This window comes from Aeromonas sp. SG16 (genome assembly GCF_024436135.1).
In the GTDB taxonomy this organism is placed as follows: Bacteria; Pseudomonadota; Gammaproteobacteria; order Enterobacterales; family Aeromonadaceae; genus Aeromonas; species Aeromonas jandaei.
This window is the reverse complement of record NZ_JANFNW010000001.1, coordinates 531,833-557,575: the sequence shown is the minus strand read 5'-3', so window position 1 is coordinate 557,575 and position 25,743 is coordinate 531,833. Positions and strand designations below refer to the sequence as shown.

Here is a 25,743-nt window from a genome sequence, read left to right as displayed (position 1 = left end):
AACCGCTCTTTTTCGACAATATTTGCCCCGGATGGGCCTGTACCATTGCATCATCCGCGCGGGCTCGGCAAGATAGGCCCGCTTTCAAGACCAGCTGCAGGAACAGGCTACTTCATGAATCATTCCATCCGTTTCACTCCCCCCCGCGTCAATCCGGCCATCAAGCCCACAGCCATCTTGCTGACCGCGTTGCTGGCGCTGCTCTTCTGCCTGCGCAACCCGCTCGTTCATGCCATGGCGCCGGGGTTTGACGCCTCGCTCTTTGCCGTCATGGGCAAAATGTGGAGTGAAGGGGGGGTGCTCTATCGCGACATGATCGATATCAAGGGGCCGATGATCTTCGCCCTCGATGCGCTGGGGTATGGTCTGGGTGGATTTGTCGGGATCTGGGCGCTGGAGTGGGTGCTCTGCTGGCTCGGGCTGATGGCCAGCTGGCAAGCTTTCTCCCAGCTTGGCCTCTCGGTCAGGGCGCGCCTTGGCGCCATGCTGGCACTGCTGGCCCTCTACGGTACCCGTTACTACTACGGCAACATGACCGAGGACTGGACCTTCCACCTCGCCCTCATCGCCCAGTGGGCCTTCATAACCCTGTTGCTGGACAAAGGCTTTCGCTGGTGGCCGGCGCTGGTGGCTGCCCTCACCTTTGCCATCGTCGCCTGGATGCGTACCAACAACGGCGCCTTCTGGGGTGCCTGGTATCTGGTGCTGTTCTGCCACTGGTGCCTGCACGAGAAGTGGCGTGACGCCATCCTGCTGCTCGTCTCCAGCCTGCTCGGTCTGGCGCTGATTGGCGGCCCCCTCTACGGCTACTTCCAGCAGCACGACCTGCTGGCTGCCTTCAAATACTACGCCTTCGACATCTTCTTCGAGGGGAGCTACGGCAACGGCTTCTCCCCCATGGTGGGTGCCGTCGGCCTGCTGCGCACCGGTCTGGTGATGCTGCTGCCTCCCTTCATCCTGCTGATGCTGAGCCGCCGTCAGGAGTGGTATCTGCCGGTGCTGCTGGTCACCCTGTTTGGCGTGCTGTTTACCCTGATCGCCAACTCGGTCTCCGGCCATGTCTTCGATCACTACGATGTGCTCTATCTGCAGCTGGCTCTGCTGCCGCTGGCGGTACTGCTTGATCGCAGCGAGCAGAAGGCCGATGCCCTCGGCCTGCTCTGCATCTCGCTGGTGGTGCTGACCGCCAGCTGGCTGCTGGCCCAGCAGCTGGTCTTCGGCTGGAGCACCAAGGAGTGGTCCCTCGAGCGGGTTAACGAGGTGCTCGGCACCAGTCTGCTGTGGGCCCTGCCGGTACTCATTCTGGTGCCCCTGTGGCGCGCCTGGGATGTGCGCAGCGCCACTCCCTGGCTCGCCACCCTGGCCATGCTGCTGCTGATGATCAACAACGCCTGGGAAGGAACGCTCAAGGGTCGCCCCTTCAACCCGGCGGCGCAGGTGCGGGTCGATCGCATCAAGGCCGAGACCAGCCCGAGCGACAAGATCTGGGTCGACGGCATCCAGCCGCAATATTATCTCTGGACCGATCGTCAGCCGGCCTCTGCCTATCTCTTCTTTGCCAACGTCAACCCGCCTTATGACGTGCGGGCTCGGGTGCTGGCGGACATCCAGCGTCAGAACCCCAAGTTCATCATCGCCAAGCCGGATCGGGTGAGCGAGGAGCTGAAAAAGCCGAGCTCGCCCTCCCATCTCGCTTTCTATCAATACCTGACCAGCCACTATGAAGAGGTGGATCCGGGTCTCTATCGTCGCCGATAACCAGCGCAGAGACGTAAAAGGGCGGCCATTTGGCCGCCCTTTTTCCATCCCCTCACTCCTCACCGGTAGGCAAGCAGGCCAGCGATGACTACAATGGCCCACTTTTGGATGTAACGGGTGACAGACATGGCGGAACTGACCTATCTCGGGGGCTATCCCGAACCGCTCAAGGCGCAGGTGCAACAGCTGATCGCGGCCGGTAAACTTGGCGAGATGCTGGCCAAGCGCTATCCGGAGAGCCATCAGATCCAGAGCGACAAGGCGCTACTCGCCTACACCATGGAGCTGAAAAACCGCTACCTCAAAAGCTCGGCGCCCCTCTCAAAGGTGGTGTTTGACGGCAAGATCAACGTCATCAAGGATGCCCTCGGCCTGCATACCTACATCAGCCGGGTACAGGGCAACAAGCTCAAGGCCAAGAACGAGATCCGCATCGCAGCCCTGTTCAAGGAGGCACCCGCCCCCTTTCTCAAGATGATCGTTGCGCACGAGCTGGCCCATATCAAAGAGAAGGATCACAACAAGAGCTTCTACCAGCTCTGCCAGCATATGGAGCCCGACTATCATCAACTGGAGTTTGATCTGAGGCTCTGGCTCACCTGGCGCGATATCGACAAGGCCAATCGCTAGGTTGACGGTGGTTTCAAGGAGGAAACATGTCATTTGCCGCTATCCCCTTTAGCGCCCCGCACGTTATTGCCAATGTGGTGATTGCCAATTTGTGCCGCGCTGCCCGCCCCTGGGGAATGTCACTCGGGCTGCTGGCCCTGCTCACGCTCTGCTCTTTCTTCTCACACGGGGCAGAGCGCTGGCAGAGCGACAGCTATCTCACCGAGAGTTTTATGGCCATCGCCATGGAGCGGGAGTATCACGAAACCGTTCACCCGCGCTTCACCCGCTGGCAGCAGCCGGTGCGCTTGCAGCTCATCAACGAGTCAGGGGACAAGCCGCTGCAGGCAGAGGTGGTCAAGGTACAAGCCGCCCACCTCGCCCGCATCACCGGCCACCCTATCAGCATGGTGACCAGCAAACCCAACCTCACCCTCATCATGACCGACTACCAGCGGATGAAAAGCTGGGCCAAGCGCACCATGGGCAACGCACCTTCGGTCAATGCCGCGCTCAAGGAGGGGCTCTGCATTGGCCACTTTGCGACCAACAAGCAGCACGAGATCAGCAGTGCCACCATCATCATTCCGGTGGACTACAGCCGCGCCAAGGGGCGCTTTCTCGACTGCGTAGTGGAGGAGTTTACCCAGGTGATGGGGCTGCCCAACGACTCGGACAAGGTGTTTCCCTCCATCTTCAATGACAACAGCATCGACAGCTTCCTGACCGGCCTCGACTATGTGCTGCTCAAGCTCGCCTACCACCCTGCCCTCAAGGCGGGGATGAGCAGCGACGAGGTTCGGGCGGCCCTGCCGCTTGCCATCAAGGATCTGCGCGCCAAAGGCGAGGTCAGCGAGGCAGACCGCCGCGTTCAGCAACAGAGCCTCAAAAGCTGGGCCGGGCTCTGAGTTTCAGCCAGCACCAAGCGTCAACTCGGGAAGCATCAGCTCCGGCTCACCCGGCGAGCCGGCACCAAAACAAAAACGCAGCCATGGGCTGCGTTTTTGCTGTCACATCCACCCGTGATAAGCCTTTTCAGGAAGCCAGACTCTCTTCCGGCATCCAGCTATCTGCGTTTTCCCACACCTCCTGCACCATAGCCTCGGCAAGCTCCTTGTCCTCCTTGCTGGCGCGGCTGACGGTCAGGGACATGCTGCTGCCCGGGGCAACGCGGACATGGAGATCGGGGAACTTCTCGCCCAGCTGCTTGAGCAGCTCCTGGCGCAGCGCTTCCATGGTGGAGGTCGGGATCTGATGTTTTTTGTCGATGATGATTTCCAGACGCATAGGATACTTCTCCATGATGAATAACTGTATTTTTATACAGCACTCTTGAAAAGTAAAGTACCCGACAGAGAAAGAGGCAAATGACCCCTAAAAAAGATCGAGCTGCTGGCCGCAGATCCGCTCGAACGACTCGCCGACAAAGGGGAGGATCGCATCGGCAATGGGTTTGAGCTGCTTGTCGATATAGTGCTCGTAGTCGATGGGAGTACGCCGGTACTCCAGCGGTTCGGGGCCATTAAGGGTCATCAGATAGGCGATGGAGCCCCGATGCTGATAGCGCTGGGGCAGACCGCGGCGAAGGTTCTCCTCATCCGCCAGACGCGCCGCCCGCACATGGGGTGGCACGTTCTTCTGGTACTCCTCGAGTTTCTGGCGCAGCCGCTTGCGATAGACCAGCAGCTCGTCGTGCTGGCCGGCCCGGGTTTCGTCCACCATGGTACGCACATAGCTGCCGGGATCCTGGTCGTGAAACACCATCTCGTAGAGACGGGTCTGAAACGCCTTGGCAAGGGGCGTCCAGTCGGTGCGCACCGATTCGAGCCCCTTGAACACCAGTTGCTCCTCTGCCCCCGCCTCCTTGCCTGCCACCAGCCCCGCGTAGCGTTTCTTGCTCCCCTTCTCCAGCCCGCGAATGGTGGGCATCAGAAAGCGGCGATAGTGGATCTCGTACTGGATCTCCAGATAACTCGGCAGGTTGAACTCGCGTTTGATCAGCGCAGCCCAGTTGTCGTTGATCATCTTCGCCAGCCGCCGGCCAATCTCGTCCGCCTGTTCAGGACTGGTCTCCTTGCCTAGGTGCACGAAGGTGGAGTCGGTGTCGCCATAGATCACCTCGAAACCCTCACCTTCGATCCACTCCCGGGTCTGCTGCATGATGCCGTGACCGCGCAGGGTGATGGAGGAGGCAAGCCTCGGGTCGTAAAAGCGGCAGCCCCCCGAGCCCAATACCCCGTAGAAGGAGTTCATGATGATCTTGATGGCTTGGGAGAGCGCCTTGTTGCTGGCAGCCTTGGCCCGATCCCGCGCCGCCCACAGGGTGGCGATGAGATCCGGCAGGAAGTGGCGCTCGCGGGAGAACAGGGCGCCACGAAAGCCCGGAATTGCCTGCTCGGGATGCTGCAGCCCCTCGATGAGCCCCATGGGGTCGATGCAGAAGGTGCGAATGATGCTGGGATAGAGGCTCTTGAAGTCAAGCACCAGCACGTGGCGATAGAGGCCGGGTTTGGAGTCCATCACATAGCCACCGGGGCTCGCCAGCCCGCCGTCGGCCGGCAGATTGGGGGCCACGTAGCCGCCGCGATGCAGCCGCGGCAGATAGAGATTGGTAAACGCCGCCACCGAGCCCCCTACCCGGTCCAGCTCAAGGCCGGTGAGGGAGGCACGCTCGATGGCAAAGGGGATGAGGTGGCAATAGTCGAAGATCTCCCACACCAGCTTGCAATCTTCCAGGTTGTAGCGGGCCAGCGCCTCCTTGTCGGAGTGGAACAGCTCGGTGATCTTCTCCCCCCGGTTGGCCACATCCTCGATATCCTTACCGCGGCCAAGCAGCTCGCTCGCCACCGCATCCAGGCTGTAGCTGGCAAACTGCCAGGTAGCGCTTTTGAGGGTGTCGATGCCATCCAGCACCATGCGCCCGGGGATAATAACGTTGCCAGTCTGGGGGTCGTTGCGCGATGAGCGCCAGAAGCAGAGCTCGTGGCCACGACCCAGCCGCAGCCGCTGCTTGTTGAGCTCGGCGCGGCGCAGCAGCAGGCGAAAGTCGAAGTTGACCACGTTCCAGCCGATGACCAGATCGGGGTCGTGCCGCACAAACCAGCGCTCCAGCGCACTCAGCAGGGCGCTCTCGTCCGCCACCCATTCGACCCGGGTCCCCCAGCTGCCGGCGTCGGCCTCCGGCGTACCGATCATGATGACCCGCGCATCCTCTTCGCTGTAGAGCCCTACCGAGAAGAGCGCTCCATCCATGGCACACTCCACGTCCAGCGACACCCAGGAGAGGGTCGGCGTCACCGTCTGCGGCGCGCAACGCGCCTCGTTCACCTCCCAGTAGCCGTGCTTGCCCCCTTTCTTGAGGGTACGTCCCTCGAAACGCACGCCGGCGGTAATGAAACGCTCCATCAGATAGCGCTCCGGCAGCCGGATATCCGCCTCGAAGTGCTCCAGCCCGCGGATGAGCAGCAGCTCGATGGCGCGGTGAAAGGCGCTCAGGGTGGCAAAGTAGCAGCCCACTACGGCGCGGCCGTCGAAGGTGTGCATCGGCAGACGGCGAAACCGCCCACTCACCCCGGCCCCCTTGAACAGCTCGGCGGCTTCTTCCATATGGCTCTGTGGCAGAAAGAAGACCGGCTCCTGCCCCGGCACCACCACCCGCACCGGTCCCTGCTCGCTCCAGAGCCACATCACAATCTCGGTGCGTTCCAGCTGCTCGCCACGGCCGCGCACATCCCGTCCGTGACGGGTCAGAATAAAGCCATCTCGCGGCGGTGTAGTGGATGGGATGGACGGGTGATCGGTCATGCAAGTCATCGGGATCAACATGGAGATGGGAGTATTGTACGTTCATACAGTGCTTTGCTGCAATTGCCACGCCAGCCGCCATGGCCTAACCAAGCTGCGAGCCGCGCCGCAAACTGGTAAGCTCGGCCAGAGTGGCCGCTAATGCCGGTGGTGGCTTTATTCGCCACGCAATTCATCCAACACTCCACTCTTCACCCGACATCAGGAGGCCATGGTGGCGCTTTACTCTCTGCTGGATCAGCTGGCCATTCCCTATCAGCGCATCGATCATGCCCCCGTTTTCACTTGCGAGGAGGCCAGCCGGCTGCTGCCCGACCTGCCTGCCGCCAAGAGCAAGAACCTCTTTTTGCGTGACCCGAAAAGCGAGCGGCTGTTTCTGGTGGTTACCCCTGAAGAGAGCCGGGTCGATCTCAAGGCACTGGCTGCCGCCCTTGGCGTCAAGCGGCTGAGTTTTGGCTCGCCAGAGCGGCTCGAGGCCGTGCTTGGCCTCACCCCAGGTTCGGTGACCCTGCTTGCCATGGTGCGCGACAGGGAAAACGCGGTAGAGCTGGTGGTGGACGAGGCCATCTGGCAAGCGGAGCAGATGCAGTGCCATCCGCTGGTCAATACCGCCACCCTGATTATCCGCCTCGACGATGTGCGCCGCCTGCTGGCCCACCTCGGCCGGGAGGCCACCGTCATGCGGCTGCCGGTCGTGGCCGCAGATTGAATGGCAGGTGCAACCCCCACTGCACGGGAGCAGCCACTGCCGACCCGCTACGAATGTCGCCCGGCTCACCTGACCGATGCCGTCGCCTATCGCAACTATGTGGCCGAGTGTGCCGACGCCGGATTGCCCCTCTATCAGGTCGCACAATTTGATCCTGACAGCTGGCTACAAGCGCTGCTGGATCATGCCAGAGGGCATAACCTGCCCAGCGGCTATCCGACCACCACCACCTATTTTGCCCTCGATGCCGGGGAGATCCTCGCCACCTTGCGCCTGCGCCACGATGACAGTGAAGCCAGCCAACAGTGGCTGGGCCACATCGGTTACGAAACCCGCCCCTCCCGCCGTGGCGAAGGGGCTGCAAGCTTGCTGCTTGGCTGGGTACAGCAACGCATTTTGAGCAAGCCGGTATTGGTCAGCTGCGACGAACAGAATCAGGCCTCCCGCAGGGTGATTGCGAAAGCAGGCGGAGTATGGCTGGCGCGACGCTTCCATCCGGGAGATCGCTGCTGGTTGGCGATCTACCGGATATTCCCCCTGCCCCATCAGATAGAGCACGCCCCAACATAACCAGCCCAGAGCAATAAAAAGAGCGCCCCAAGGGCGCTCTGGTGGCGAGAGTGGGAAACCCTCAGTAACTGTCTTCCTGCTCTGCCTTCATCCGTGCCTGACGGGTATAAGCCTCCTCTTCGGCACTGGCGATCTCATCAAGCACGGCATCGAGATCGATGGCCTCCCGGCTCTCCTCGAACTGACCGGTCAGCTCGCTCTGGGGCGTGAGCTTGCCATCCTCGTAAAGCGCCCACATCTCTCTGGCATAGTTCGTTTTGAGCAGCTCGGGGGCATACATGCCGTAGTAGTTGCGCATGTTGTTGACGTCCCGCTCCAGCATGGCTCTGGCCTGATTGTTGGCGGCCGCATCCACCACCTGTGGCAGATCGATGATCACGGGGCCCTGCTCATCCACCAGCACGTTGAACTCGGAAAGATCGCCGTGAATAAGACCGGCGCAGAGCATGCGTACCACATAACCAATCACCTTGGCGTGATCCGCCAGCGCCTGCTCATGGCTGAGAGCCACATCGTTGAGGCGGGGTGCCACGTTGCCATCGGCATCGGTGACCAGCTCCATCAACAACACGCCATCGAGACAGACATAGGGCTTGGGCACCCGCACGCCGGCTGCCGCCAGCTTGAACAGGGCATCCACCTCGGTGCTCTGCCACACCTCTTCGTGCTGCTTGCGACCGTACTTGGATCCCTTCTCCATGGCGCGGGCACTGCGGCTGTTGCGCACCCGGCGCCCCTCCTGATAGGCCACCGCCTGCTTGAAGCTGCGCTTGGACGCCTCCTTGTATACCTTGGCGCAGCGAGTTTCGTCGCCACAGCGCACCACGTAGACATCGGCCTCTTTGCCGCTCATCAACCGGCTGATGACCTCGTCAACCAGGCCGTCATCAACCAGGGGTTGGATTCGATTTGGAACTTTCATGACCGCCCTTTCACTCTCTCTGCCCGTTGCAAAATTGTCTGTTGCACGTCCACCTGCCCATTTTTCTGTCCGGACACTCAGTTATCCACTGCCTGCCCGCTGTTTGTCCATCTTCCGGCACTGAAAATTCCCCTCCGGGCGAGCCACGGCAACAAAAATGGCCCGCAAGCGGGCCAGTTCAACTCAGGGCTCGGGGGGCAATCCCTGGCGGATCCGCTGGATCCCCGCCTCATAGAGGCCATCCGGCCCCTTCTGATGCTCCTGAGTTTCGAAAATCTTGAGAAACCACATGTACTGCTCGGGGTGACGAATCACCTGCTGCTCCACCATGCGGTTCATGGCGACCACATCCGCCATCATATCCGCAGTGGGGTAAGGATCGAACGGCGGTTCAATCTCCAGCAGATAGCAGCCGGCATCTTCGTCATAGCTGGCGAAGATGGGCACCGCCTTGGCGCCGGTCAGCTTCACCAGCTTGGGTAGCGCCGGCAGGGTCGCTTTGGGATGGCCAAAGAAGGGGGCGAAGACGCTCGCCTCCCGACCATGATCCTGATCCGGCAGGTAGAAGAAGCTGGCACCGCCGCGCACGGACTTGATCGCCGGCTTGATGCCGACGCTGCGCTCATACACCTTGCCCCCCTTGGCCCGCTCCCGGTTGATATACCAGTCGAACACCTCATCCTTGGCGCTCTTCATCATGGTGCACATGCTCATCCCCTGTAGCGGGAAGTAGCGCCCCAGCATGTCCACTGCCCATGTGTGGGGAACAACCAGGATCACCGGTCGGCCAGCGGCCTGCTCCGCCTCGATATGCTCCCAGCCACTTACCTTGATGTTGCGCAGCAGGTGCGCCGGGCTGCGCCAGGTCAGCTCGCCAAAGCCCATAAAGGTCTTGAGGCCGACCCGGATTGATTTAAGCAGCAGGGCTGCGCGGGCCGCCTCATCCAGCTCGGGAAAACAGATCTTGAGGTTTGTATCGGCGATATAGGCCTGCTTTTTCGAAAAACGCAGCAAGGTGGGCGCCACCAGATTGGCAAAGCCGTCCCGCACGCGCGCCGGGATAAATGCAAGCAGGGAGAGCAACCCCAGTGCACACCAGCTACCCCACCATTTGGGGTGGAGCAGACGGGGATGAAATGTGGTGTCAAATACCGGATCTAATGGGGACATGTCAGCCATCAAGTCATGAAAAACAAACGGTTATTGTAGTTATCCTGACATTTTTTTCTACCCTGTGCCCCTTGGCTCCCATTCGCAGAGGTGATGGTCATCCCATTCGGGATCAAAAAATGGCCCTCTCGGGGCCATTTTTATCCGGCAGACCGCAATAGCTGCCGCCAGGCTGTGCGCACTCAGGCGTAAGGAGAGAGCCCCTGACGAATGCGCTGGATGCCCGCCTCGTAGAGACCATCGAGCCCCTCCTGATCCTCGCGGGTATCGAAGATCTTGAGGAACCACATGTACTGGCCGGGATGACGGGTCAGCTGCCGCTGCACCGTGTCGTTCATCCGACAGGTATCGGCCATTACATCGGCGGTTGGATAGTTGTCAAACGGTGCCTCAATCTCCAGCCGATAGCAGTGATTCTCTTCGTCATAGCAGGCCAGCAGCGGTACCGCCTTGGCGCCGCTCACCTCCACCAGCCGCGACAGCGCCGGCAAGGTGGCTTTCGAGTGGCCAAAGAAGGGGGCAAAGATACTCTTCTCGCGACCATGATCCTGATCCGGCAGATAGAAGAAGCTGCGACCACTCTTGATGGTACGGATCACCGCCTTGATGCCGGCGCTGCGCTCATAGACGCGGCAACCATTTTTGGCGCGGGCCCGGTTGAGGTGCCAGTCAAAGACCGGGTTGCGCGCCCGCTTCATCATGGTGCACATGGGCACGCCACGACGGGTAAAGCAGTAACCGGCGGCATCCACCGGCCAGGTATGGGGTACCACCAGGATCACCGGCCGACCGGCCGCCTGCTCCGCTTCGATATGCTCCCAACCGCTCACCTGCATCCGGCTCAGAAGATAACGCTCGCTGCGCATGGTGAACTCGCCGAAGCCAAGCAGGCTCTTGAGCCCCACCCGGATCGAGGTCAATGCGATGGCATCGCGCTCGGCCGGACTCTTGTGCGGAAAGCAGATCTCCAGATTGGTTCTGGCGATATAGAGCTGTTTTTTCGAGATACGAAACACCAGCGGGGCCAGCCCCTCGGCCAACCGGTCGCGCAGACGCACCGGAACAAACGCAAGCACCATCAACACACCGAGTGCCAGCCAGCTGAACCAGTAACGGGGGTGAAGGAAACGAACTTCAAAAGCGGGGTTGAACAGGGGATCTTGGGGGGACATGATTCACGGTTTACGTCAAAAAGGTGGTGTATTGTAGACGCCCTGACAGGTAATACCAGTTAAATCCGCTATATCGCGCACGATAGGAAGTTTCGTACGACAGAAGTGGCGAAAAGGTAAAAAAATGCCCCGCATGGCGGGGCATTTTACCTATTACACAACCAGCGGGTGGCTCTTTGTCCATCCATCGTATGACTGGTCGTTTATCCCGTCGCTCCCAGAGCGCACTGCTTATCCATTTTCCAATGTCGCATCTTCAAGATTTAACGATGAGCCCCCTGGCGGGCAATGCCGTGGTTCATTTCAGTATCACGCTGCGGCAGAAAAAACATCAGGTAACGCAGGGCCACATAACCGACGATGACGGTAGCCACCCCCAGCTCGAAGTGAGCCAGCATTCGGATCTGCTCGACATAGTGAGCGCTCTGCTCAAACCCTTCCACCAGATGAGCCACTTTGAACAGGGCGGTGGCACCGATCACCAGCGGGAAGGTAAAGGCGGCATAACCCGGCGAGAAGGGCAGACGCAGCAGTTTGATGAAGGCCAGATAGATGACGCCGGTCATCAGGATCGCGATACCAAACAGCATGGCCACCAGCAGCAGGGAGGGATCCTGGCTGACAGTCAGGTAGCCGGCCAGCGAGAGACTTGCCGGCGCCGCCAGAATGGCGATGGTCGGCTTGGCTGCATCCGGTACTTCGTGGCTGAAGATGAGACGATAGAGCATCAGCGGCAACATCAGACCGTAGCAGATGACCCCGAACCAGAGCAGCACATTGGCAAGCGGCGCAAACTGGCCACCCGGGAAGGCGACATCAGCCACGATGATCCCGACCGGCGGTACGAACCAGCTCGGCACCATGTGGTGGATCTCGAACTCTTTGGCGCGATGCCAGATAAAGGTAGCCAGGAACAACAGGTGAACGGCCACGGCAAACAGCCAGAGCGCTTCACCCGCTTGCGGAGCAAGCATACCGAGCGCCTTGGAGACCACCATGGTGCCCATGGCATAGGTCGGCACTACGCTACCAACTACCGGGTGTGCCAGATCCTGCATCAGCAGGTTCGGGTGGAACAAAAACTTGAAGGTAAGGATCACCAGCAGCACGGCGGCAATAGCGGCCCCCAGCAGCTGCATCCGCCCATCGAAGTGACCTGCATTCTCCCAACACCAACCGAGACTGGCAATGCCCAGCGCCAGACCCGCCATGGGGGTTGGCGCGGCAGCCAGGGATTTACGGGTTCTTGCGATCATGATGACACCTTTCTATTGATGACTATGGCGATAGGATAATGGCCCCTTATCGTTTACGATATCTAAATGAATTGAATCACTCATTCAGGATTACCAAACACGATGAAACTGACCCTGCAACAGCTGAAGGTGTTCGCCACCATCGCCCGCTACGGCAACCTAGGCCTGGCGGCCAACGAACTCTGTCTGAGCAAGGGGGCCGTCTCCCAGTCACTGCAGGAGTTGGAGCGCCAGCTCGCCACGCCGCTGTTTGATCGCATCCACCCCAGATTGCAGCTCAACAACGAGGGGCGCCTGCTGCAACCGGCCGCCGAAGAGCTGTTGACCCGGATGCAGGATATCGAAAACCTGTTTCGTGCCGATGCCGAGCCGAGCGGCCAGCTGCGTCTTGGCGCCAGCCAGACCATCGGCAACTACCTGCTCCCCACCCTGCTCGCCACCAGCAAGCAGGAGCTGGGGCTCCCCCCCAAGGTGACCATCAACAACACCCATCTGCTCTGCCACGCACTCGCCAACTTCGAGCTGGATATGGCGCTGATCGAGGGGGAAAACCACCATCCCGATCTCGTCACCGAGCCCTGGCTGCAGGACGAGATGCTGGTGATCGCCCACCCTGATCACCCGCTGGCCAACCAGGTGGATCTCTCCCTCTCCCGACTGGGTGGTGAGACCTGGGTGCTGCGTGAACCCCAATCCGGCAGCCGCGAACAGTTTATCCGCCAGATCCAGCCCGGCCTGCCCAACTGGCAACCAGGCCTTGAGCTCAACACCCTGGAATCCGTGATGCTGGCGGTGGAGAAGGGGCTCGGCATCTCTTTCATCTCCCGCCTTGCTGCCTCGGATCGTCTGGCTGATGGCCGGCTGGTCGCCCTGCCCCTCACCCGCCGCTTCCCGCGCCAGCTCTCCCTTATCTGGCACAAGCAGAAGTACCACTCCGCCTCCCTGCGCCACTTTATCCACTTCTGCCGGGCCCAGCTGAACGATTCCGAGGTGATCAGCGCGGAGTAACGCACGATCATAACGCCGCAAACAAACCGGCACGCCAACTGCTGAAAGGTACAAAGCAAAGAGGGAGCCATGGCTCCCTCCCTTTTACTTGCTCGCTGAGTATCACTTCGCCAGGCTACGCAACCAGCTGATCTCCTCGCCCCAGATGGACTCGTCGATGGTCTCGAGGATCAGCGGAATGCGATCAAAACGGTCATCGTTCATGATGTGGTGGAATACCTCCTCCCCCAGATTCCCCTCGCGCAAGCTATGGTGGCGATCGACCCGACTGCCGAAGGTGCACTTGGCGCCGTTGATATGCATCCCCTTGAGATACTGAAAACCTACCGTGCGGTCGAACTCGGCAAAGACAGTGGCGCAAGAGTCTGCCGTGCGCAGATCGTAACCCGCGGCAAAGGCGTGGCAGGTATCGAAGCAGATCCCGATCCGGCTCTTGTCCTCCACCCCCTCGATAATGGTGGCGAGGTGCTCGAACGACCAGCCGAGGTTGGTCCCCTGCCCGGCGGTATTTTCGATGACCGCCGTCACCCCTTCACTACGCTCCAGCGCCCAGTTAATGGACTCGCTCACCAACTTTAGGCTGGCTGCCTCGGGAATTTGCTTGAGATGGCTGCCGGGGTGAAAATTCAGATAACACAGCCCCAGCTGCTCGCAGCGCTTCATCTCATCGAGAAACGCATCGCGGGATTTGGCGAGGCCATCGGGATCCGGGTGACCCAGATTGATGAGGTAACTGTCGTGGGGCAGGATCTGCTCCGGCAGAAAACCGGCCTTGTCGCAGGCCGCCTTGAAGGCGCGGATGGTGGCATCCGACAAGGGGGCCGCCTGCCACTGACGCTGATTCTTGGTAAAAAGCGCAAATGCGTTGGCCCCGATGGCCTGGGCGCGGGCGATGCAGTTTTCCACCCCGCCAGATGCGCTGACGTGGGCTCCAATATATTTCATAACGTCTCCTCAGTGAGGCGCCATTATGCCGTCTCTCCTGACAGATGCCAAAACGCCGTGGCACTTTGCAACGCCCTTCCCGACACGCTCACCCTGAATATGAGTAGGGTCGCGACGTGATAACTCAATCTGGTCATGCCTTCTATCGGTTGAAATGGTACTTTTTGATAACAGTGTATGGAGATGATATTCACCTGCCAGTTGCCCGAAAAAGAGAATGGTTATAGTGCGCAAATTGTGAAACAAACGAACCCAATACAGCTTCATTTACCATATTCATACGGAACACAAACAAGAGAGCGCAAGTAATATACTCCATTTTTCCATGACACATTCACCTTACCACTGACTGAAGGCAAAATAATTAAAAATGTACATAAATAGCCCCCTAACAAATACTGTGGCCAGGCGATAAGCTGATTAATGCGCCCTTATACTCTCTAGTAGAGAATTTATTTAATGAAGTAACCAACAGGAAGCCAATCACCACTATCTTTACTCAAAGTAATAGTCTCAATAGCAGATCCAGCATACTCAAACTTGGTAATAAACTGTATAGTGATGAACTTCCCATCAGGTCTACCAGGAAGGCATTCTGATTTCTCCTGTGCAATCTCAGAACGTAGAACAACCATACCTAAAGGATGACGAAACTTGTCCAATGCATCATGCCATTGAGAGACAGAGAGCTCAGACTTGAATGCATTATCAGTTAATTCGTAGCTTTGGTTATAAAATCCAGCATCGACGGTTTCAAGCCATGCTTTCGCTACTGATAGTGCATCATTTTCTTGAGCTGCAGCAAAAAATGAAACCAAACAAGTAAAAGTAACAAGCCCCTTTTTCACTTTAATTCCTTTATTATATTCGTGCATTCTGGGCAACAAGGAAGCCGCCTATTTAGGTCTGCAACCCGGTAGGCTTATCCCAAGAAACCGACAGTTCCTGACGATGGTCAGCCTTGTGAACTGCTACAACAAGAAGACTCACAGGATTGCGTTGCTCGCTTTTTTAAAATGGAAATTCCGTAGTCCTTTTTCAGTTCTTCAACAACAGCTTCAAAAAATTCGGCCTTTAGCCTCATTTGCTCCAACTGTTGCTCGAGCTCCTTGATGCGCTGTTCGGCTGTCTGTTTGTCGAGATACGACATGACGTTGCTCCTGCCGGTTTTCCTGAATTGGTAAAAAGGCTAGAGCTTGCAAGCAGGCTAGCCTTTTCGTTCAGATCGTTCTGCGACAGTTTAAAAGTCTGTGGGATATAGTGCAGTCTACGTTTTACACCTGCCCCATCTTGGCCACCTCCAGCTTAAGAAGAAGGTATAAACCATACGAAGGGCCAGATATTAAATAAAAAATGTGGTCATAGGAGTGCGAACCCAATTATAGAACAGCTTTCCTACCATACTATTTGCAACTACCCTATGACCACCAAAGCCGTCGCTACGAAAATTGCCAGATTACCAGACCAGAGGAACCAAGGGTTGGCTCGACAAAAGACGTAGTGGCAAAGGACGGCACTACTTACATCTCGAGCACAGGTGTTAGCTCGATATCAAAAACTTGCGTTTCCATTATCTTGAAAATTATCAAGATTAGACTTATCGGCGCTAACTGTGAACAGCCAGATGCCTGTTTAGGTGAAATCTCGACATAATTTTCTTAAACTCTTTGATATCTTCTGCATGAAGCGTCAAAGCCCAATGGGCGCGGTGTTCACCATAATCCAGTCCACCAGTGTAAATAATCGTATGATTTTGAATGCGTAGTTGGTTTCGATGAGCCTCCATCTGCAGGCCTATCTCAGGAAACCAAATGTGCAATGCTCCTGATGTAGTAAATGTAAATTGAGCAACTTGCTCATTTTCCCCTGCAAGCCTAAATGTCTTTTCAAAAACCTGGATTTGCATAGCAGCTCCTAGTTGTTGTCAACATCTGATTTTCATTCTATGCATTGACTACAATGGGATCTAGCCATTTAGGCTTCAGCACGTCATTATCAGAATATTCCGAATCAGTATGCGCTAAAATTAAAATAGTAAGACTAGCTTTCCATTATTTATATGATCTATTTTTCTAGGGCGTTTAGGGAAGGTGGGAACGTGACTCATGCTGAACCTCATCCACGAAACCGACGGGGACTCGTTCGATAAGAAATGGCTTGTTCGTATCTTCCCCTAATCATCCAGCCACAGTGTCATAACAAGCGGCGTGAGGGAATGAGGCGAAGGGTCTTTTTGGGGAGGGAGAATATGCCGTACATCAGACCCGAACTGTTTACAGCACCGGGCTATTGCTGCTCGTCTACCAAGAAAAGCGCAGCTGACACATAGAGAACCGTATCAGCTGCGCCATAGCTATGCCTCAATGCTTCTGATGGCGTGTGCTCATCCAGCCTATCTGGCCAAGCAACTTGGTCACAAAGACTGGGGTATGATCCGCACCATATATGCTCAGTGGGTTAGCAAGGACAGCCCTAATTACAGGAATGAACTGGCTGAGAAACTGGGTGTTGTTGACCCATATATGACCCACGAGCAACAGGCCAAAGCATAAGGCATGGAACCTAAATGGTTTTATGCCTTAAAACGGCATCTTGAATCCTGGTGGCAATTGCATGCCACCGGTCAGCTCGCCCATCTTGGTCTTGTTCTGCTCTTCCACACGACGCACGGCATCGTTGCAAGCGGCGGCAACCAGATCTTCCAGCAGCTCCTTGTCATCTTCCATCAGGGAGGGATCGATCTCGATGCGACGTACGCTGTGGCTGCCCGTCATGGTGACCTTGACCATGCCGGCACCGGCTTCACCGGTCACTTCCATCTGGGCAAGCTGCTCTTGCATCTTCTGCATACGCTCTTGCATCTGCTGGGCCTGTTTCATCAGGTTACCCATTCCACCTTTACCAAACATATGTCGTCTCTCGTCTTGAAATCCGGCATCCAGCGCCGGGCTGTGGGCTTGTCTGTCCTAGATGGGGACAGCCAAACTGCTTTTCAACCGGGAGCAAGCTCCCGGCCACGGAATTTAGCGGTTGAGGGGCTCGATGCTCTCGTGATGGAGCACGGCACCAAACCGCTGAACTAAAAACTGTACGTTGGGATCCTGCTCCAGATCCCGGGTCACCTGCTCGCGCACCCCCAGATAGAGGCGATGCTCGATCTCGAGGGGGGTCTCCTTGTCAGGCACCACGCCAAGAGTCACCTCGACCTGTACCGGTTGTCCCAACGCAGGCCCGATGATCTCGGCCAAGTCGGCGCGCGCCTTGTCGCTCACCAGATGGCGCTGCTCGGGTTTGAGGGTCAGCAATACCTTGTCCCCCTCCCGCGTCATCACCGAGTTGATGGCGAGCTGGCGCAGCCGACCGCCCACCTGGGTGTGAGCAATCAGCTCGGCCCAGAAGTCACCACAACCATTGAGCAGTGAGGAAGGGATAAGGCGGGTCGCCTCCCCCTCTTGCGGCGCCTCATCGCTCTCCAGCTCGTCCCAGTCGATGGTCTCCATCACTGGCTGGACAGGCTCGCTCTGCGCCACAGGGGAAGCAGCCACCGTCCTAGTCGCAACGGGCACCATCGGCTGGGTCGCAGGAGCAGGCGTCACTGCAGGCTCAGTGGCACTGCGCTCGCCAGGTCGATAGCTAGGCTGCCCAGCCAGATCCCAGGGTGGCAGGTCAGTTGGCTGCGCAGGCTGGGTCGCGGGAACAGCGGTGCGATTGGGCGCACTGCGGGTAGGCTCAGGCACGGGCGAGGCCATAAAGCTCTGGCTGAGATACTCCTCGTAATCCCCGTTATCACCCGCCTCGTCATAATTTTCGGCGTAGAGATCCACCGGCGGCTGCTCGCCAAACTGGCCCATGGCGGGGCCACTCGGGGTGGCTGTTTGGTTGATAGCGGATGACGGCGCACTCTGCGGCTGAGGTGCTGGCGCAGAGGCAGTAACCTGACGCACTGGCGCAACCGGCACCGCCCGAGGAGCAGGAACAGCTGCGCTGCTCTCTCCACGCTGGCGACTACGCAGCATATTGCGTTTGCCAAGCAGGCTTTGCATGCTCGATACCGCCGATACAGGTTCGGGCGCTTCCGAAGCAGATGCAGCCGGAGCGCTATCCATCGATCCAGACGTCATCTGCACAGGCGCCATCTCTGCTGCGGCCATCTGCGCAGTGTCGGTTGGTACCGATGGGTTCGAGTTTGCAGCAGCCCCCTCCCCCCAGCTCGCAGTATCAACCGCCATGCTGCTATTCGCGCCAGAGAGCGGGGCCATCTCGGCCTGATAACCCATACCGGCCGCCTCGCGCAGCAACTCATCCTGCTGGCTGAAGAGCTGGGCGGCTTGCGCCTCCTCTTCACCGCTCTCCTCATCCTGACCGGTTACCTCGGCCGTGGCCGTCATGGCATCGGCAGAAGCCGTCTGTGCAAGATGTGGAGTATGAGTTGCAGGCTCAGCGGCCGGGCGCTTTCCCGGCAGCGTCGGGGCTGCCCCCATTCCCGCGCTGGCCGAGCCAGTCATGGATGGGGGGAGCGCCGTCAACGTGGCGGGGTGCAATACCTCGCGCCGGGGCGAGAAGGCAAGCATCCGCAGGCAGGTCATCTCCAGCGCGGTGCGGCCATCAGGTGCCCAAGGCAGATCTTTGCGGCCACCCAGCACAATCTGGTAGCAGAGCTGCACCTCTTCCGGGCTCATCGCCTTGGCCAGTTGCAGCAGGGCATCAGCGTCCGCCCCCTGCTCCTGCACGCTGGCAGGCAGCAGCTGCGCCATGGCGATACGATGCAGCAACCCTTCCAGCTCGGCGTGGAGCTGATCAAAATCAGGGCCCAAAGTAGCGATCTCGCTGATCTTGGCCATGGTAGCGGGGGCATCCTGCCGCAAAATGGCTTCCAGCAGCTGGTGCAGATGACGGTGATCGAGCGTGCCCAACATCGTCAGCACGCTCTCGAGGCGCACGCTGCCGTTGCCGTGCGCCAGCGCCTGATCGGTCAGGCTCAGGGCATCGCGCATACTGCCGTCAGCCGCTTTGGCCAAAGCCAGCAGAGCGCGCGGTTCGAAGGGCTGCCCCTCCTGATCCAGCACCCATTCGAGCTGCTTGGCGATCTGGGTCTGATCCAGGCTCTTCAGATGAAACTGCAGGCAGCGCGAGAGAATGGTAATCGGCAGCTTCTGCGGATCCGTGGTGGCCAGCAGAAACTTCACATAGGGGGGCGGCTCTTCCAGAGTTTTCAGCAGCGCGTTGAAGCTGTGACGCGACAACATGTGCACTTCGTCGATGAGATAGACCTTGAAGCGACCACGGGCCGGTCGGTACTGCACGTTGTCGAGCAGCTCGCGGGTATCTTCCACCTTGGTACGCGACGCCGCGTCAATTTCCAGCAGGTCGACAAAGTTGCCCTGATCGATCTCGCGGCAGGTATCGCAGACGCCACACGGATGGCTGCTGATCCCCTGCTCGCAGTTGAGGCTCTTGGCCAGAATACGGGCGATGGTGGTTTTGCCGACGCCGCGGGTGCCGCTCAGCAGATAGGCGTGATGCAGCCGTCCCTGATCCAGGGCGTTGGTCAGGGCAGTCAGCACATGTTGCTGACCAACCACTTGTTCAAACGTATGGGGGCGCCATTTACGCGCCAGAACCTGATAGCTCATAAATCCATCATGCAGGGAATACAGGGCATTGAGGCCGGATGCTAACACAAATGGACGGGAGGCTGTATCGGCTATCGGTCAGAGCGGGAGGGATCGCTTGAATTTCAAACCGATGCCCGCACGGGCACCGGTTTGGAGGCTGGCAACAGGCTGACGATAGCAGCCTGTTGATCAAACCGGGGGCTTATTCGCCCGGCAGTTCAACCAGAGAGACCACCTTGACGCCAGCGGCGGTCAGGCGGGCATCACCACCGAGAGACGGCAGGGAGATGATGAATGCCGCATCGGCCACAGTACCGCCAGCGCGACGGATCAGCTTGACGGTGGCATCGACGGTGCCGCCGGTCGCCAGCAGATCGTCCACTACCAGTACCTTGTCACCGGGCACGATGGCGTCGGTGTGCAGTTGCAGGGTGTCGGTGCCGTATTCGAGGGCATAGGACTCCTCGATGACAGCGCGGGGCAGTTTGCCCGGCTTGCGGACCGGCACGAAGCCCAGACCCATGGCGTAGGCAACCGGCGCGCCAAAGATGAAGCCGCGAGCCTCGGTACCAACAATCTTGGTGATCCCTTGATCACGATAGTGATTGGCCAGCAGATCGATGGTGGCTTTGAACGCCTCGGCATTTTCGATCAGGCTGGTAATGTCGCGAAACAGGATGCCCGGCTTCGGATAGTCGGGAATGGTCTTGATGCTCGCTTCGATAAATTTCAGGGTTTCCGGATTCATGGTTTGACCGTTTGTTTTTCGACCCAGATGGCCGTTTTATCTTAGTCTTCCCGCCAGCGGGAAATAAAAAAGCCTGTCACGCAAGAATGACAGGCCGACTCCATAGCATTATTGCCGCAATAGCTTAGGGACTTCACTTCTCCATTGCAACTGGCTCCAGCACCGGCAGGCGCATTAACCAGGTGAGCAGGATCACCATTATGAGAAGCAGCAGCCCCCTGACCCATAGCAGCGGCACCACCGCCAGCGACACCGAGAAGGTGAGCAGAATGAAGATAATGGCGCGCCGCCGTGCATGGCGGCGAATACCGCGATACAGCTGCCAGTCGGCAATGGGCGGGCCAAACCAGGGGTGGCTTAGCAGCCAGTGGTGAAAACGGGGGGAAGAACGAGCAAACAGGGCGGCCGCCAGCAGCATGAAGGGGGTTGTCGGCAGCAGTGGCAACACGATGCCGACAATGCCGGTCATAAAGGCCAGCCACCCCAAGATCATCAGACACCAGCGCTGCATTGCCACCTCTCATCTCTGCTTATGCCTGTCTAGCCTAACAGAGTTTGGCTGATAGCTGACAGCGGGGCACAACCCCACTACAATCTGCCCTCTTTTTTCTCCTTATCTCTTCGGAAAGCAGTTATGCGCGTTATTTTGGCCCCCATGCAGGGGGTACTGGATCACCTGATGCGGGAGGTACTGACCTCCGTCAACGATTACGATCTCTGCGTAAGCGAATTTATCCGGGTCGTTGATCAGCTGCTGCCCGCCAAGGTGTTCTATCGCCTCTGCCCCGAACTGCTGCAAGATGGCAAAACCCGTGCGGGAACCCCGGTGCGGGTCCAACTGCTGGGCCAACACCCCGAATGGCTGGCCGAGAACGCCAGGCGCGCCATCGAGCTGGGCTCCCCCGGGGTCGATCTCAACTTCGGCTGCCCCGCCCCCACCGTCAACAAGAGCAAGGGCGGCGCGGTGCTGCTCAAAGAGCCCGAGACCATCCATCGCATCGTCAAGGCAGTGCGCGAAGCGGTACCCGCCCATCTGCCGGTGAGCGCCAAAATTCGCCTTGGTTACGATGACAAGGATCTCTATCTGGAAAACGCTCATGCCGTTCATCAAGGCGGCGCCAACGAGCTGGCCGTCCATGCCCGCACCAAGCGAGAAGGCTACAAGGCGCCCGCCCACTGGGAGTATGTGGATGCCATTCGCCGCGCCTTGCCGATCCCCGTCACGGCCAACGGCGAGATCTGGGATCATCAGGATGCCCTGACCTGTGCCAGGGTCTCGGGTTGCGATGCCCTGATGGTGGGGCGCGGCGCCATCTCCCTGCCCAATCTGGCCAACGTGATGAAAACCGGCTGCCCCCACATGAGCTGGGCCGAGGTGCTGCAATTGATGGTGAGCTATACCGAGCAGGATCTGGCCAGCGAGAAAGCCGACTACTACCCCAGCCGGATCAAACAGTGGTTCAGCTATCTCAAACGGGAATACCCGGAAGCAGATCTGCTGTTTCAGGATATCCGGGTACTCAAAGAGACGGATCCCATCCGCGATGCCTTGCTGCAAGCGGCCAAAAGCCACGGCTAACCGTCGTTAACTTGACTCATATCATCTTGATAAAGTTATCGGATCCCTATACTGCCCCGAATCTGTCGTCTGTCCTGTGGGGGATAATGTGTGTGAAATGACGCAAGCACAGTTGACTGTCTGGCGTAATCGCCTGCTGTCCGACTGGGCCCAGGTACGAGAAACGCTGATCGGTCAGCTGAAAGCCTGTCGCCGTGACGAGTGGGCCGAAAAGCTGGATCACTGCGAACAGGATCAACTGGTCGAGCTGACCAGCCGGCTGGATCTGCCCAAAGTGGAGCAGAGCGTGGCACATCTCAAACGGATCGATGCCGCACTCTGTCAGATGGATCTCGGCCTCTACGGCCTCTGTTCCGACTGCGAAGAACCACTGGCCATCGAATCGCTGGAGCAGGATCCGACCCTGCAACGCTGCCCGCGCTGCGAAGCCCGCTATCGCAAGGGATTCCACGCCCACGAGCTCTGAAAGATGCACCAACCGGTGCATCCTCTCTTTACCGCCTCACTGGTGACACTGCCATTCCTGTCCAATACTCGACTATATGAGCCGGTTCGAGGGGATGAGTCGTGTACAGACTCTTGTTGTTATGGTGTTTATGCTGTCAGGCCGCCGCACAGGAGTCTTTGGTCGTTGGCTGGGGCGACTGGCAGCCGTTCAGCTATCGCAATGAACAGCATCAGCTGCAAGGGCTGGATGTCGAACTGCTCAATGCCATCCTGCAGCGGGCTGACTATCAGGCTCGCTTCATCGAAATGCCCTGGACGAGGGTGCTGCACGAATTGGAGTTCGGCACGGTTCAACTGGCCATGTCCGCCAACATCACCACCGAGCGTCAGCAATATGCCCGTTTCAGCCATGCTTATCGGGAAGAGGAGACGGTCATCATCATCCGCAAGGAGGATGAACCACGCTGGCGCACCATTACCACTCTGGAACAGCTGATCAATACTCCCGATTTTCATATCGGTCTGCTCAAGGGGTTTGACTACGGCGAAGCCTTTCGCCGCCTTGTCGCCGACCCCAAGGTGAAACCTCGGCTACAGGAGCGATTCACCCTGGAGCAACTGCTCAAGATGCTCAACGGCGGGCGGATCCAGGGGTTTATCCTCGATCCGAACAGCCTGCAGGAGTGGGAGCATCAGGGCATCACCCTGAAGAAGCTCCATATCCTGCTGCATATCGAGCGCACTCCGGTTCACCTGATGCTCAGCAAGAAGAGCACATCGCAAGCCCAGCTGGAGCGGCTCAATCAGGCGATCGACCAACTCAAGCAAAGCCCCGAATATCAGCAGATCCTGACCCGCTACACGTCAGGGCTGCTCGCCGAATAACAACGGGAGAGTCGATGGCTCTCCCGTCCTCTACGTTGGTTTCGTCAAATAACGTATCAGGAACCACTTCAACTGCACGACTGACCAAGCACAATGCCGGCGAGATGAGAGAAGTGATGGATCTCGTGAGTAGCATCACACTCACCGCTCTGCTTGCCCGGGTTATACCAGCAGGTGGCCAACCCCTGTGCAGCTGCACCGGCAATATCGGTCTTGGGATTGTCGCCCACCATCAGCACTCTGGCCGGATCCGGAGCCCCCATCAGCGAGAGGGTGTGCTGAAAAATGGCGGGATCTGGCTTGGTAACCCGGATCTCGTCGGAAATAACCAGCGGAGCGAACCACTCGCTCCAGCCCAGCTTGCCAAGCCGGCCTCGCTGGGGAACGCTGAAGCCGTTGGTGATGATGCCCATCTTCACCTTGTCCTTCAGCAACTGTAGCGTCTCCACTACCCCATCAAGGGGCATGCTCAAGGCAACGATCTGCGCCAGAAAGGTGTTGTTCATCACCATGGGGTCAACATTGACCTGCTCGGCAAAAAGGGAGAAGCGGGTCTCTTGCAGCGCTGTAGCATCGATTTCGCCATTGTTGTACTGCTGCCACAAACCGTGGTTAAGGGTGTGATAGGCCGCCATGCCAGCCTCATCCACCTGTACGCCATAGTGGCGAAGGGTTTGCTCCAGCGCCTGTGTCACCGGGAAATCGAGCAGGGTCTCATCCAGATCGAACAGCACCCAGTCATAGCTTGTCTTGTTCACAAAAATCCTTGTCATCAGTCAGGTTGTTCCATGCTGTGGCGCCCCGCTCTGCCCAGCGGACTGGCCAGCAGATCCAGCGTCAGACGCACGCCAAAGCCTGTTACTTCGCTTGAAACCACCCCGTTGCCTCCCTTATTGCGAAAACCGCTCAGGTCAAAATGCAGCCAGGGAGTCTGCTCGGGGACGAAATGGGAGAGAAAACGAGCCGCATCGATATGATCCGGGGAGCTGCCCGGCGCGCACTGCAGCAGATCGGCCCATTCACTCTCGATGTTGTCGTCATAATCCTCATCGAGCGGAAACGGCCAGACCCGCTCGCCGCTGCGCTGCCCCATATTGACCAGCGATACCAGCCATTCGGTGCGGTTGGTAAAAACGCCGCTGTAACGGCTGCCCAGCGCCCGTTTGCAGGCACCGGTCAGGGTGGCGTAGTCGATCAGCAGATCCGGGGTATCCTGCGCCGCCATCGCCAGCGTATCAGCCAGCACCATCCGCCCCTCCGCATCGGTATCAACCACTTCGATGGTGGTACCGTTGATGGCCGTGACGACCTCCCCGGGCCGATAGGCATGAGGGCCGATATGGTTCTCGGCAATAGCCAGCCAGCAGTGAACTTCATAGGGTAGCTGAGCTCTGCTGATGGCATAGAGGGTGCCGAGGGCCACCGCGCTGCCTCCCATGTCGAGATGCATGCCATACATGCTGCCGGAGATCTTGAGGTTGTAGCCGCCGGAGTCGTGGCAAATACCCTTGCCTACCAGCGCAATACGGCGCACCGGCTTGGGGGGGTAGTAGCTGAGCTTAACCATGGCGCCCTGATTGTCTTCCGAGCCGCGGGCCACGGCCAAGAAGGCGCCTGCCCCCAGCTCGGCCAACTGGCCCTGATCATAATGGAGGCAGTGCCACCCCTCCTCCTGCGCCAACTGACTGAGAAACTCGCGATAGTTGGCAGCGGTCAGCTCGGAGGCTGGCAGCACCGCCAGATGGCGGGCCAGCCCGTTACCACCCGCTTCGCTGTAGATCCGGGCCAGATCCAGCACCACCGCCGGGGACACAACTACCTGCTGATAGCTCCAGCTGCTTTCACTGCGGCTCTTGCTGGTCGGCAGCGGCATATTGGCGGCGAGCAGGGAGGAGAGCACCAGCTCGGCCAGCACTCCCCGCTCGGAGGCAGAAAAGCCCTCGAGATGAAGACCGACCCGCTCGGCTTTTAATCCGGACAACGGCGCAATCCAGCTTCGCACCTGCTTGTAGAGGCGGTGATCCCGCTCCACACTACCCGCCACACAGACGACCAGCAGCAGGCTGTTGCCCTGCATCAGGGTAAAGGGGGCTTTTTTGCCCAGCGCCAGCAGGGTGTTGACACCCGATAGCTGGGGATGAGCCAGGATCGTCTCCTTCTGATCTTCGGCGATCAGCAATATCTGTATAGGAAGCGCCTGCTCGAGGGCCTGGACGAGAGTGGCATCCAGGCAATCGATAGCGGGAGGAAGATAGGTAAAGGGAGTGATCACAGGCATATACCTCATCCGTGAAGAGATACCTGATCATACCTAACAAACAGGCGGGACGACCAGTTTTGCCCTGAAAAACCAGCACAAACAACATTTTCACCACGCAAGAGTGATATTGCGCAATGTCTGTAGAGTATTTGGAAAGAGAAAAATGGGTATGATGAAAAGCAGCTGAACAAGGAAAAACAGAGAGGAAGTTGGTTGCGGGGGCCGGATTTGAACCGACGACCTTCGGGTTATGAGCCCGACGAGCTACCGAGCTGCTCCACCCCGC

At 58.5% G+C, this 25,743-nt stretch carries 24 protein-coding genes, 1 tRNA gene and 1 pseudogene; 9 read left to right on the top strand and 17 right to left on the bottom strand.

The genetic code is table 11. The features are described from left to right. The first annotated feature begins 114 nt into the window (after positions 1 to 114). From NOM67_RS02530 to NOM67_RS02520, 3 genes are all read left to right on the top strand, one after another. The gene (locus NOM67_RS02530; protein WP_255933601.1) at positions 115 to 1,758 is read left to right on the top strand and encodes a hypothetical protein; all 1,644 of its coding nucleotides are present in this window, start codon (positions 115 to 117) and stop codon (positions 1,756 to 1,758) included. Positions 1,759 to 1,884: 126 nt separating this feature from the next. Then, entirely contained in the window at positions 1,885 to 2,388 is a 504-nt protein-coding gene (locus NOM67_RS02525) for a M48 family metallopeptidase (protein WP_255933600.1), read from the top strand. A 26-nt stretch (positions 2,389 to 2,414) separates the two neighbouring features. Further along, a complete protein-coding gene (locus NOM67_RS02520) occupies positions 2,415 to 3,275 on the top strand; it encodes a DUF2927 domain-containing protein (protein ID WP_255933599.1) in 861 nt (286 codons plus the stop codon). Between the two features lie 127 nt (positions 3,276 to 3,402). Here NOM67_RS02520 and NOM67_RS02515 read toward each other — a convergent pair whose 3' ends face one another. Beyond that, a complete protein-coding gene (locus NOM67_RS02515; RefSeq protein ID WP_033115714.1) occupies positions 3,403 to 3,654 on the bottom strand; it encodes a DinI family protein in 252 nt (83 codons plus the stop codon). A gap of 87 nt (positions 3,655 to 3,741) precedes the next feature. Further along, positions 3,742 to 6,180, bottom strand: a complete 2,439-nt coding sequence (locus NOM67_RS02510; protein WP_255933598.1) for a DNA polymerase II — start codon at positions 6,178 to 6,180, stop codon at positions 3,742 to 3,744. A 202-nt stretch (positions 6,181 to 6,382) separates the two neighbouring features. On the opposite strand from NOM67_RS02510, the gene NOM67_RS02505 reads away from it, so the two are divergent. Next, positions 6,383 to 6,880, top strand: a complete 498-nt coding sequence (locus tag NOM67_RS02505) for a prolyl-tRNA synthetase associated domain-containing protein (RefSeq protein WP_255933596.1) — start codon at positions 6,383 to 6,385, stop codon at positions 6,878 to 6,880. Next, positions 6,881 to 7,450: a GNAT family N-acetyltransferase gene (locus tag NOM67_RS02500; RefSeq protein ID WP_255933595.1), complete on the top strand. Its 570-nt coding sequence runs from the start codon at positions 6,881 to 6,883 to the stop codon at positions 7,448 to 7,450. Positions 7,451 to 7,511: 61 nt separating this feature from the next. On the opposite strand, the gene NOM67_RS02495 is transcribed toward NOM67_RS02500, so the two are convergent. From NOM67_RS02495 to NOM67_RS02480, 4 genes are all read right to left on the bottom strand, one after another. Beyond that, on the bottom strand, positions 7,512 to 8,372 hold the full coding sequence (locus NOM67_RS02495; RefSeq protein ID WP_255933594.1) for a PA4780 family RIO1-like protein kinase: 861 nt from the start codon (positions 8,370 to 8,372) through the stop codon (positions 7,512 to 7,514). Between the two features lie 183 nt (positions 8,373 to 8,555). Further along, positions 8,556 to 9,551 carry a lauroyl-Kdo(2)-lipid IV(A) myristoyltransferase gene (locus tag NOM67_RS02490; RefSeq protein WP_255933593.1) on the bottom strand — a complete coding sequence of 332 codons (996 nt, stop codon included), beginning with the start codon at positions 9,549 to 9,551 and terminating at the stop codon, positions 8,556 to 8,558. Between the two features lie 173 nt (positions 9,552 to 9,724). Then, positions 9,725 to 10,714 carry a lauroyl-Kdo(2)-lipid IV(A) myristoyltransferase gene (gene lpxM, locus NOM67_RS02485; RefSeq protein WP_255933592.1) on the bottom strand — a complete coding sequence of 330 codons (990 nt, stop codon included), beginning with the start codon at positions 10,712 to 10,714 and terminating at the stop codon, positions 9,725 to 9,727. Positions 10,715 to 10,977: 263 nt separating this feature from the next. Beyond that, a complete protein-coding gene (locus tag NOM67_RS02480; protein ID WP_255933591.1) occupies positions 10,978 to 11,970 on the bottom strand; it encodes a TDT family transporter in 993 nt (330 codons plus the stop codon). 102 nt (positions 11,971 to 12,072) lie between these two features. On the opposite strand from NOM67_RS02480, the gene NOM67_RS02475 reads away from it, so the two are divergent. After that, positions 12,073 to 12,978: a LysR substrate-binding domain-containing protein gene (locus NOM67_RS02475; protein WP_255933590.1), complete on the top strand. Its 906-nt coding sequence runs from the start codon at positions 12,073 to 12,075 to the stop codon at positions 12,976 to 12,978. Positions 12,979 to 13,080: 102 nt separating this feature from the next. On the opposite strand, the gene nfo is transcribed toward NOM67_RS02475, so the two are convergent. The 8 genes and pseudogenes from nfo to NOM67_RS02435 all read right to left on the bottom strand — a co-directional run bounded on the left by nfo (position 13,081) and on the right by NOM67_RS02435 (position 20,797). Beyond that, positions 13,081 to 13,923 carry a deoxyribonuclease IV gene (gene nfo, locus NOM67_RS02470; RefSeq protein ID WP_255933589.1) on the bottom strand — a complete coding sequence of 281 codons (843 nt, stop codon included), beginning with the start codon at positions 13,921 to 13,923 and terminating at the stop codon, positions 13,081 to 13,083. A 452-nt stretch (positions 13,924 to 14,375) separates the two neighbouring features. Next, positions 14,376 to 14,771, bottom strand: coding sequence for a DUF4019 domain-containing protein (locus NOM67_RS02465; protein WP_255933588.1), 396 nt, complete (start codon positions 14,769 to 14,771; stop codon positions 14,376 to 14,378). 158 nt (positions 14,772 to 14,929) lie between these two features. Next, positions 14,930 to 15,052, bottom strand: a pseudogene (locus NOM67_RS02460) (IS3 family transposase); the annotation flags it as partial. 477 nt (positions 15,053 to 15,529) lie between these two features. Beyond that, on the bottom strand, positions 15,530 to 15,829 hold the full coding sequence (locus NOM67_RS02455; RefSeq protein ID WP_071909920.1) for a hypothetical protein: 300 nt from the start codon (positions 15,827 to 15,829) through the stop codon (positions 15,530 to 15,532). Positions 15,830 to 16,502: 673 nt separating this feature from the next. Beyond that, positions 16,503 to 16,832, bottom strand: a complete 330-nt coding sequence (locus NOM67_RS02450; protein ID WP_041210739.1) for a YbaB/EbfC family nucleoid-associated protein — start codon at positions 16,830 to 16,832, stop codon at positions 16,503 to 16,505. A 114-nt stretch (positions 16,833 to 16,946) separates the two neighbouring features. Continuing rightward, entirely contained in the window at positions 16,947 to 19,556 is a 2,610-nt protein-coding gene (dnaX, locus tag NOM67_RS02445; RefSeq protein WP_255933581.1) for a DNA polymerase III subunit gamma/tau, read from the bottom strand. Positions 19,557 to 19,740: 184 nt separating this feature from the next. Beyond that, on the bottom strand, positions 19,741 to 20,286 hold the full coding sequence (gene apt / locus NOM67_RS02440) for an adenine phosphoribosyltransferase (RefSeq protein WP_033113563.1): 546 nt from the start codon (positions 20,284 to 20,286) through the stop codon (positions 19,741 to 19,743). A gap of 133 nt (positions 20,287 to 20,419) precedes the next feature. Beyond that, positions 20,420 to 20,797: a YbaN family protein gene (locus tag NOM67_RS02435; RefSeq protein WP_156852911.1), complete on the bottom strand. Its 378-nt coding sequence runs from the start codon at positions 20,795 to 20,797 to the stop codon at positions 20,420 to 20,422. A gap of 123 nt (positions 20,798 to 20,920) precedes the next feature. Between NOM67_RS02435 and dusC the strand changes: the two genes are divergently transcribed. The 3 genes from dusC to NOM67_RS02420 all read left to right on the top strand — a co-directional run bounded on the left by dusC (position 20,921) and on the right by NOM67_RS02420 (position 23,197). After that, positions 20,921 to 21,865 carry a tRNA dihydrouridine(16) synthase DusC gene (gene dusC, locus NOM67_RS02430; protein WP_156852912.1) on the top strand — a complete coding sequence of 315 codons (945 nt, stop codon included), beginning with the start codon at positions 20,921 to 20,923 and terminating at the stop codon, positions 21,863 to 21,865. Between the two features lie 97 nt (positions 21,866 to 21,962). Further along, on the top strand, positions 21,963 to 22,331 hold the full coding sequence (locus NOM67_RS02425) for an RNA polymerase-binding protein DksA (RefSeq protein WP_041210735.1): 369 nt from the start codon (positions 21,963 to 21,965) through the stop codon (positions 22,329 to 22,331). Between the two features lie 158 nt (positions 22,332 to 22,489). Continuing rightward, on the top strand, positions 22,490 to 23,197 hold the full coding sequence (locus NOM67_RS02420) for an ABC transporter substrate-binding protein (protein WP_255933579.1): 708 nt from the start codon (positions 22,490 to 22,492) through the stop codon (positions 23,195 to 23,197). A gap of 68 nt (positions 23,198 to 23,265) precedes the next feature. Here the strand turns inward: NOM67_RS02420 and yjjG are convergent, their stop codons facing one another. The 3 genes from yjjG to NOM67_RS02405 form a co-directional block, all read right to left on the bottom strand. After that, positions 23,266 to 23,955, bottom strand: coding sequence for a pyrimidine 5'-nucleotidase (gene yjjG, locus NOM67_RS02415; RefSeq protein WP_071909908.1), 690 nt, complete (start codon positions 23,953 to 23,955; stop codon positions 23,266 to 23,268). Positions 23,956 to 23,969: 14 nt separating this feature from the next. After that, complete coding sequence (locus NOM67_RS02410) at positions 23,970 to 25,469, bottom strand: leucyl aminopeptidase family protein (RefSeq protein ID WP_255935106.1); 1,500 nt, start codon at positions 25,467 to 25,469, stop codon at positions 23,970 to 23,972. 198 nt (positions 25,470 to 25,667) lie between these two features. Further along, positions 25,668 to 25,743: transfer RNA gene (locus NOM67_RS02405), tRNA-Met, on the bottom strand.

What these genes read in the sequence shown, in the direction of transcription:
- NOM67_RS02530 (WP_255933601.1), top strand. Translation starts at nt 115, where the DNA reads ATGAATCATTCCATCCGTTTCACTCCCCCCCGCGTCAATCCGGCCATC.
- NOM67_RS02525 (WP_255933600.1), top strand. Translation starts at nt 1,885, where the DNA reads ATGGCGGAACTGACCTATCTCGGGGGCTATCCCGAACCGCTCAAGGCG.
- NOM67_RS02520 (WP_255933599.1), top strand. Translation starts at nt 2,415, where the DNA reads ATGTCATTTGCCGCTATCCCCTTTAGCGCCCCGCACGTTATTGCCAAT.
- NOM67_RS02515 (WP_033115714.1), bottom strand. Translation starts at nt 3,654, where the DNA reads ATGCGTCTGGAAATCATCATCGACAAAAAACATCAGATCCCGACCTCC.
- NOM67_RS02510 (WP_255933598.1), bottom strand. Translation starts at nt 6,180, where the DNA reads ATGACTTGCATGACCGATCACCCGTCCATCCCATCCACTACACCGCCG.
- NOM67_RS02505 (WP_255933596.1), top strand. Translation starts at nt 6,383, where the DNA reads ATGGTGGCGCTTTACTCTCTGCTGGATCAGCTGGCCATTCCCTATCAG.
- NOM67_RS02500 (WP_255933595.1), top strand. Translation starts at nt 6,881, where the DNA reads ATGGCAGGTGCAACCCCCACTGCACGGGAGCAGCCACTGCCGACCCGC.
- NOM67_RS02495 (WP_255933594.1), bottom strand. Translation starts at nt 8,372, where the DNA reads ATGAAAGTTCCAAATCGAATCCAACCCCTGGTTGATGACGGCCTGGTT.
- NOM67_RS02490 (WP_255933593.1), bottom strand. Translation starts at nt 9,551, where the DNA reads ATGGCTGACATGTCCCCATTAGATCCGGTATTTGACACCACATTTCAT.
- lpxM (WP_255933592.1), bottom strand. Translation starts at nt 10,714, where the DNA reads ATGTCCCCCCAAGATCCCCTGTTCAACCCCGCTTTTGAAGTTCGTTTC.
- NOM67_RS02480 (WP_255933591.1), bottom strand. Translation starts at nt 11,970, where the DNA reads ATGATCGCAAGAACCCGTAAATCCCTGGCTGCCGCGCCAACCCCCATG.
- NOM67_RS02475 (WP_255933590.1), top strand. Translation starts at nt 12,073, where the DNA reads ATGAAACTGACCCTGCAACAGCTGAAGGTGTTCGCCACCATCGCCCGC.
- nfo (WP_255933589.1), bottom strand. Translation starts at nt 13,923, where the DNA reads ATGAAATATATTGGAGCCCACGTCAGCGCATCTGGCGGGGTGGAAAAC.
- NOM67_RS02455 (WP_071909920.1), bottom strand. Translation starts at nt 15,829, where the DNA reads ATGCAAATCCAGGTTTTTGAAAAGACATTTAGGCTTGCAGGGGAAAAT.
- NOM67_RS02450 (WP_041210739.1), bottom strand. Translation starts at nt 16,832, where the DNA reads ATGTTTGGTAAAGGTGGAATGGGTAACCTGATGAAACAGGCCCAGCAG.
- dnaX (WP_255933581.1), bottom strand. Translation starts at nt 19,556, where the DNA reads ATGAGCTATCAGGTTCTGGCGCGTAAATGGCGCCCCCATACGTTTGAA.
- apt (WP_033113563.1), bottom strand. Translation starts at nt 20,286, where the DNA reads ATGAATCCGGAAACCCTGAAATTTATCGAAGCGAGCATCAAGACCATT.
- NOM67_RS02435 (WP_156852911.1), bottom strand. Translation starts at nt 20,797, where the DNA reads ATGCAGCGCTGGTGTCTGATGATCTTGGGGTGGCTGGCCTTTATGACC.
- dusC (WP_156852912.1), top strand. Translation starts at nt 20,921, where the DNA reads ATGCGCGTTATTTTGGCCCCCATGCAGGGGGTACTGGATCACCTGATG.
- NOM67_RS02425 (WP_041210735.1), top strand. Translation starts at nt 21,963, where the DNA reads ATGACGCAAGCACAGTTGACTGTCTGGCGTAATCGCCTGCTGTCCGAC.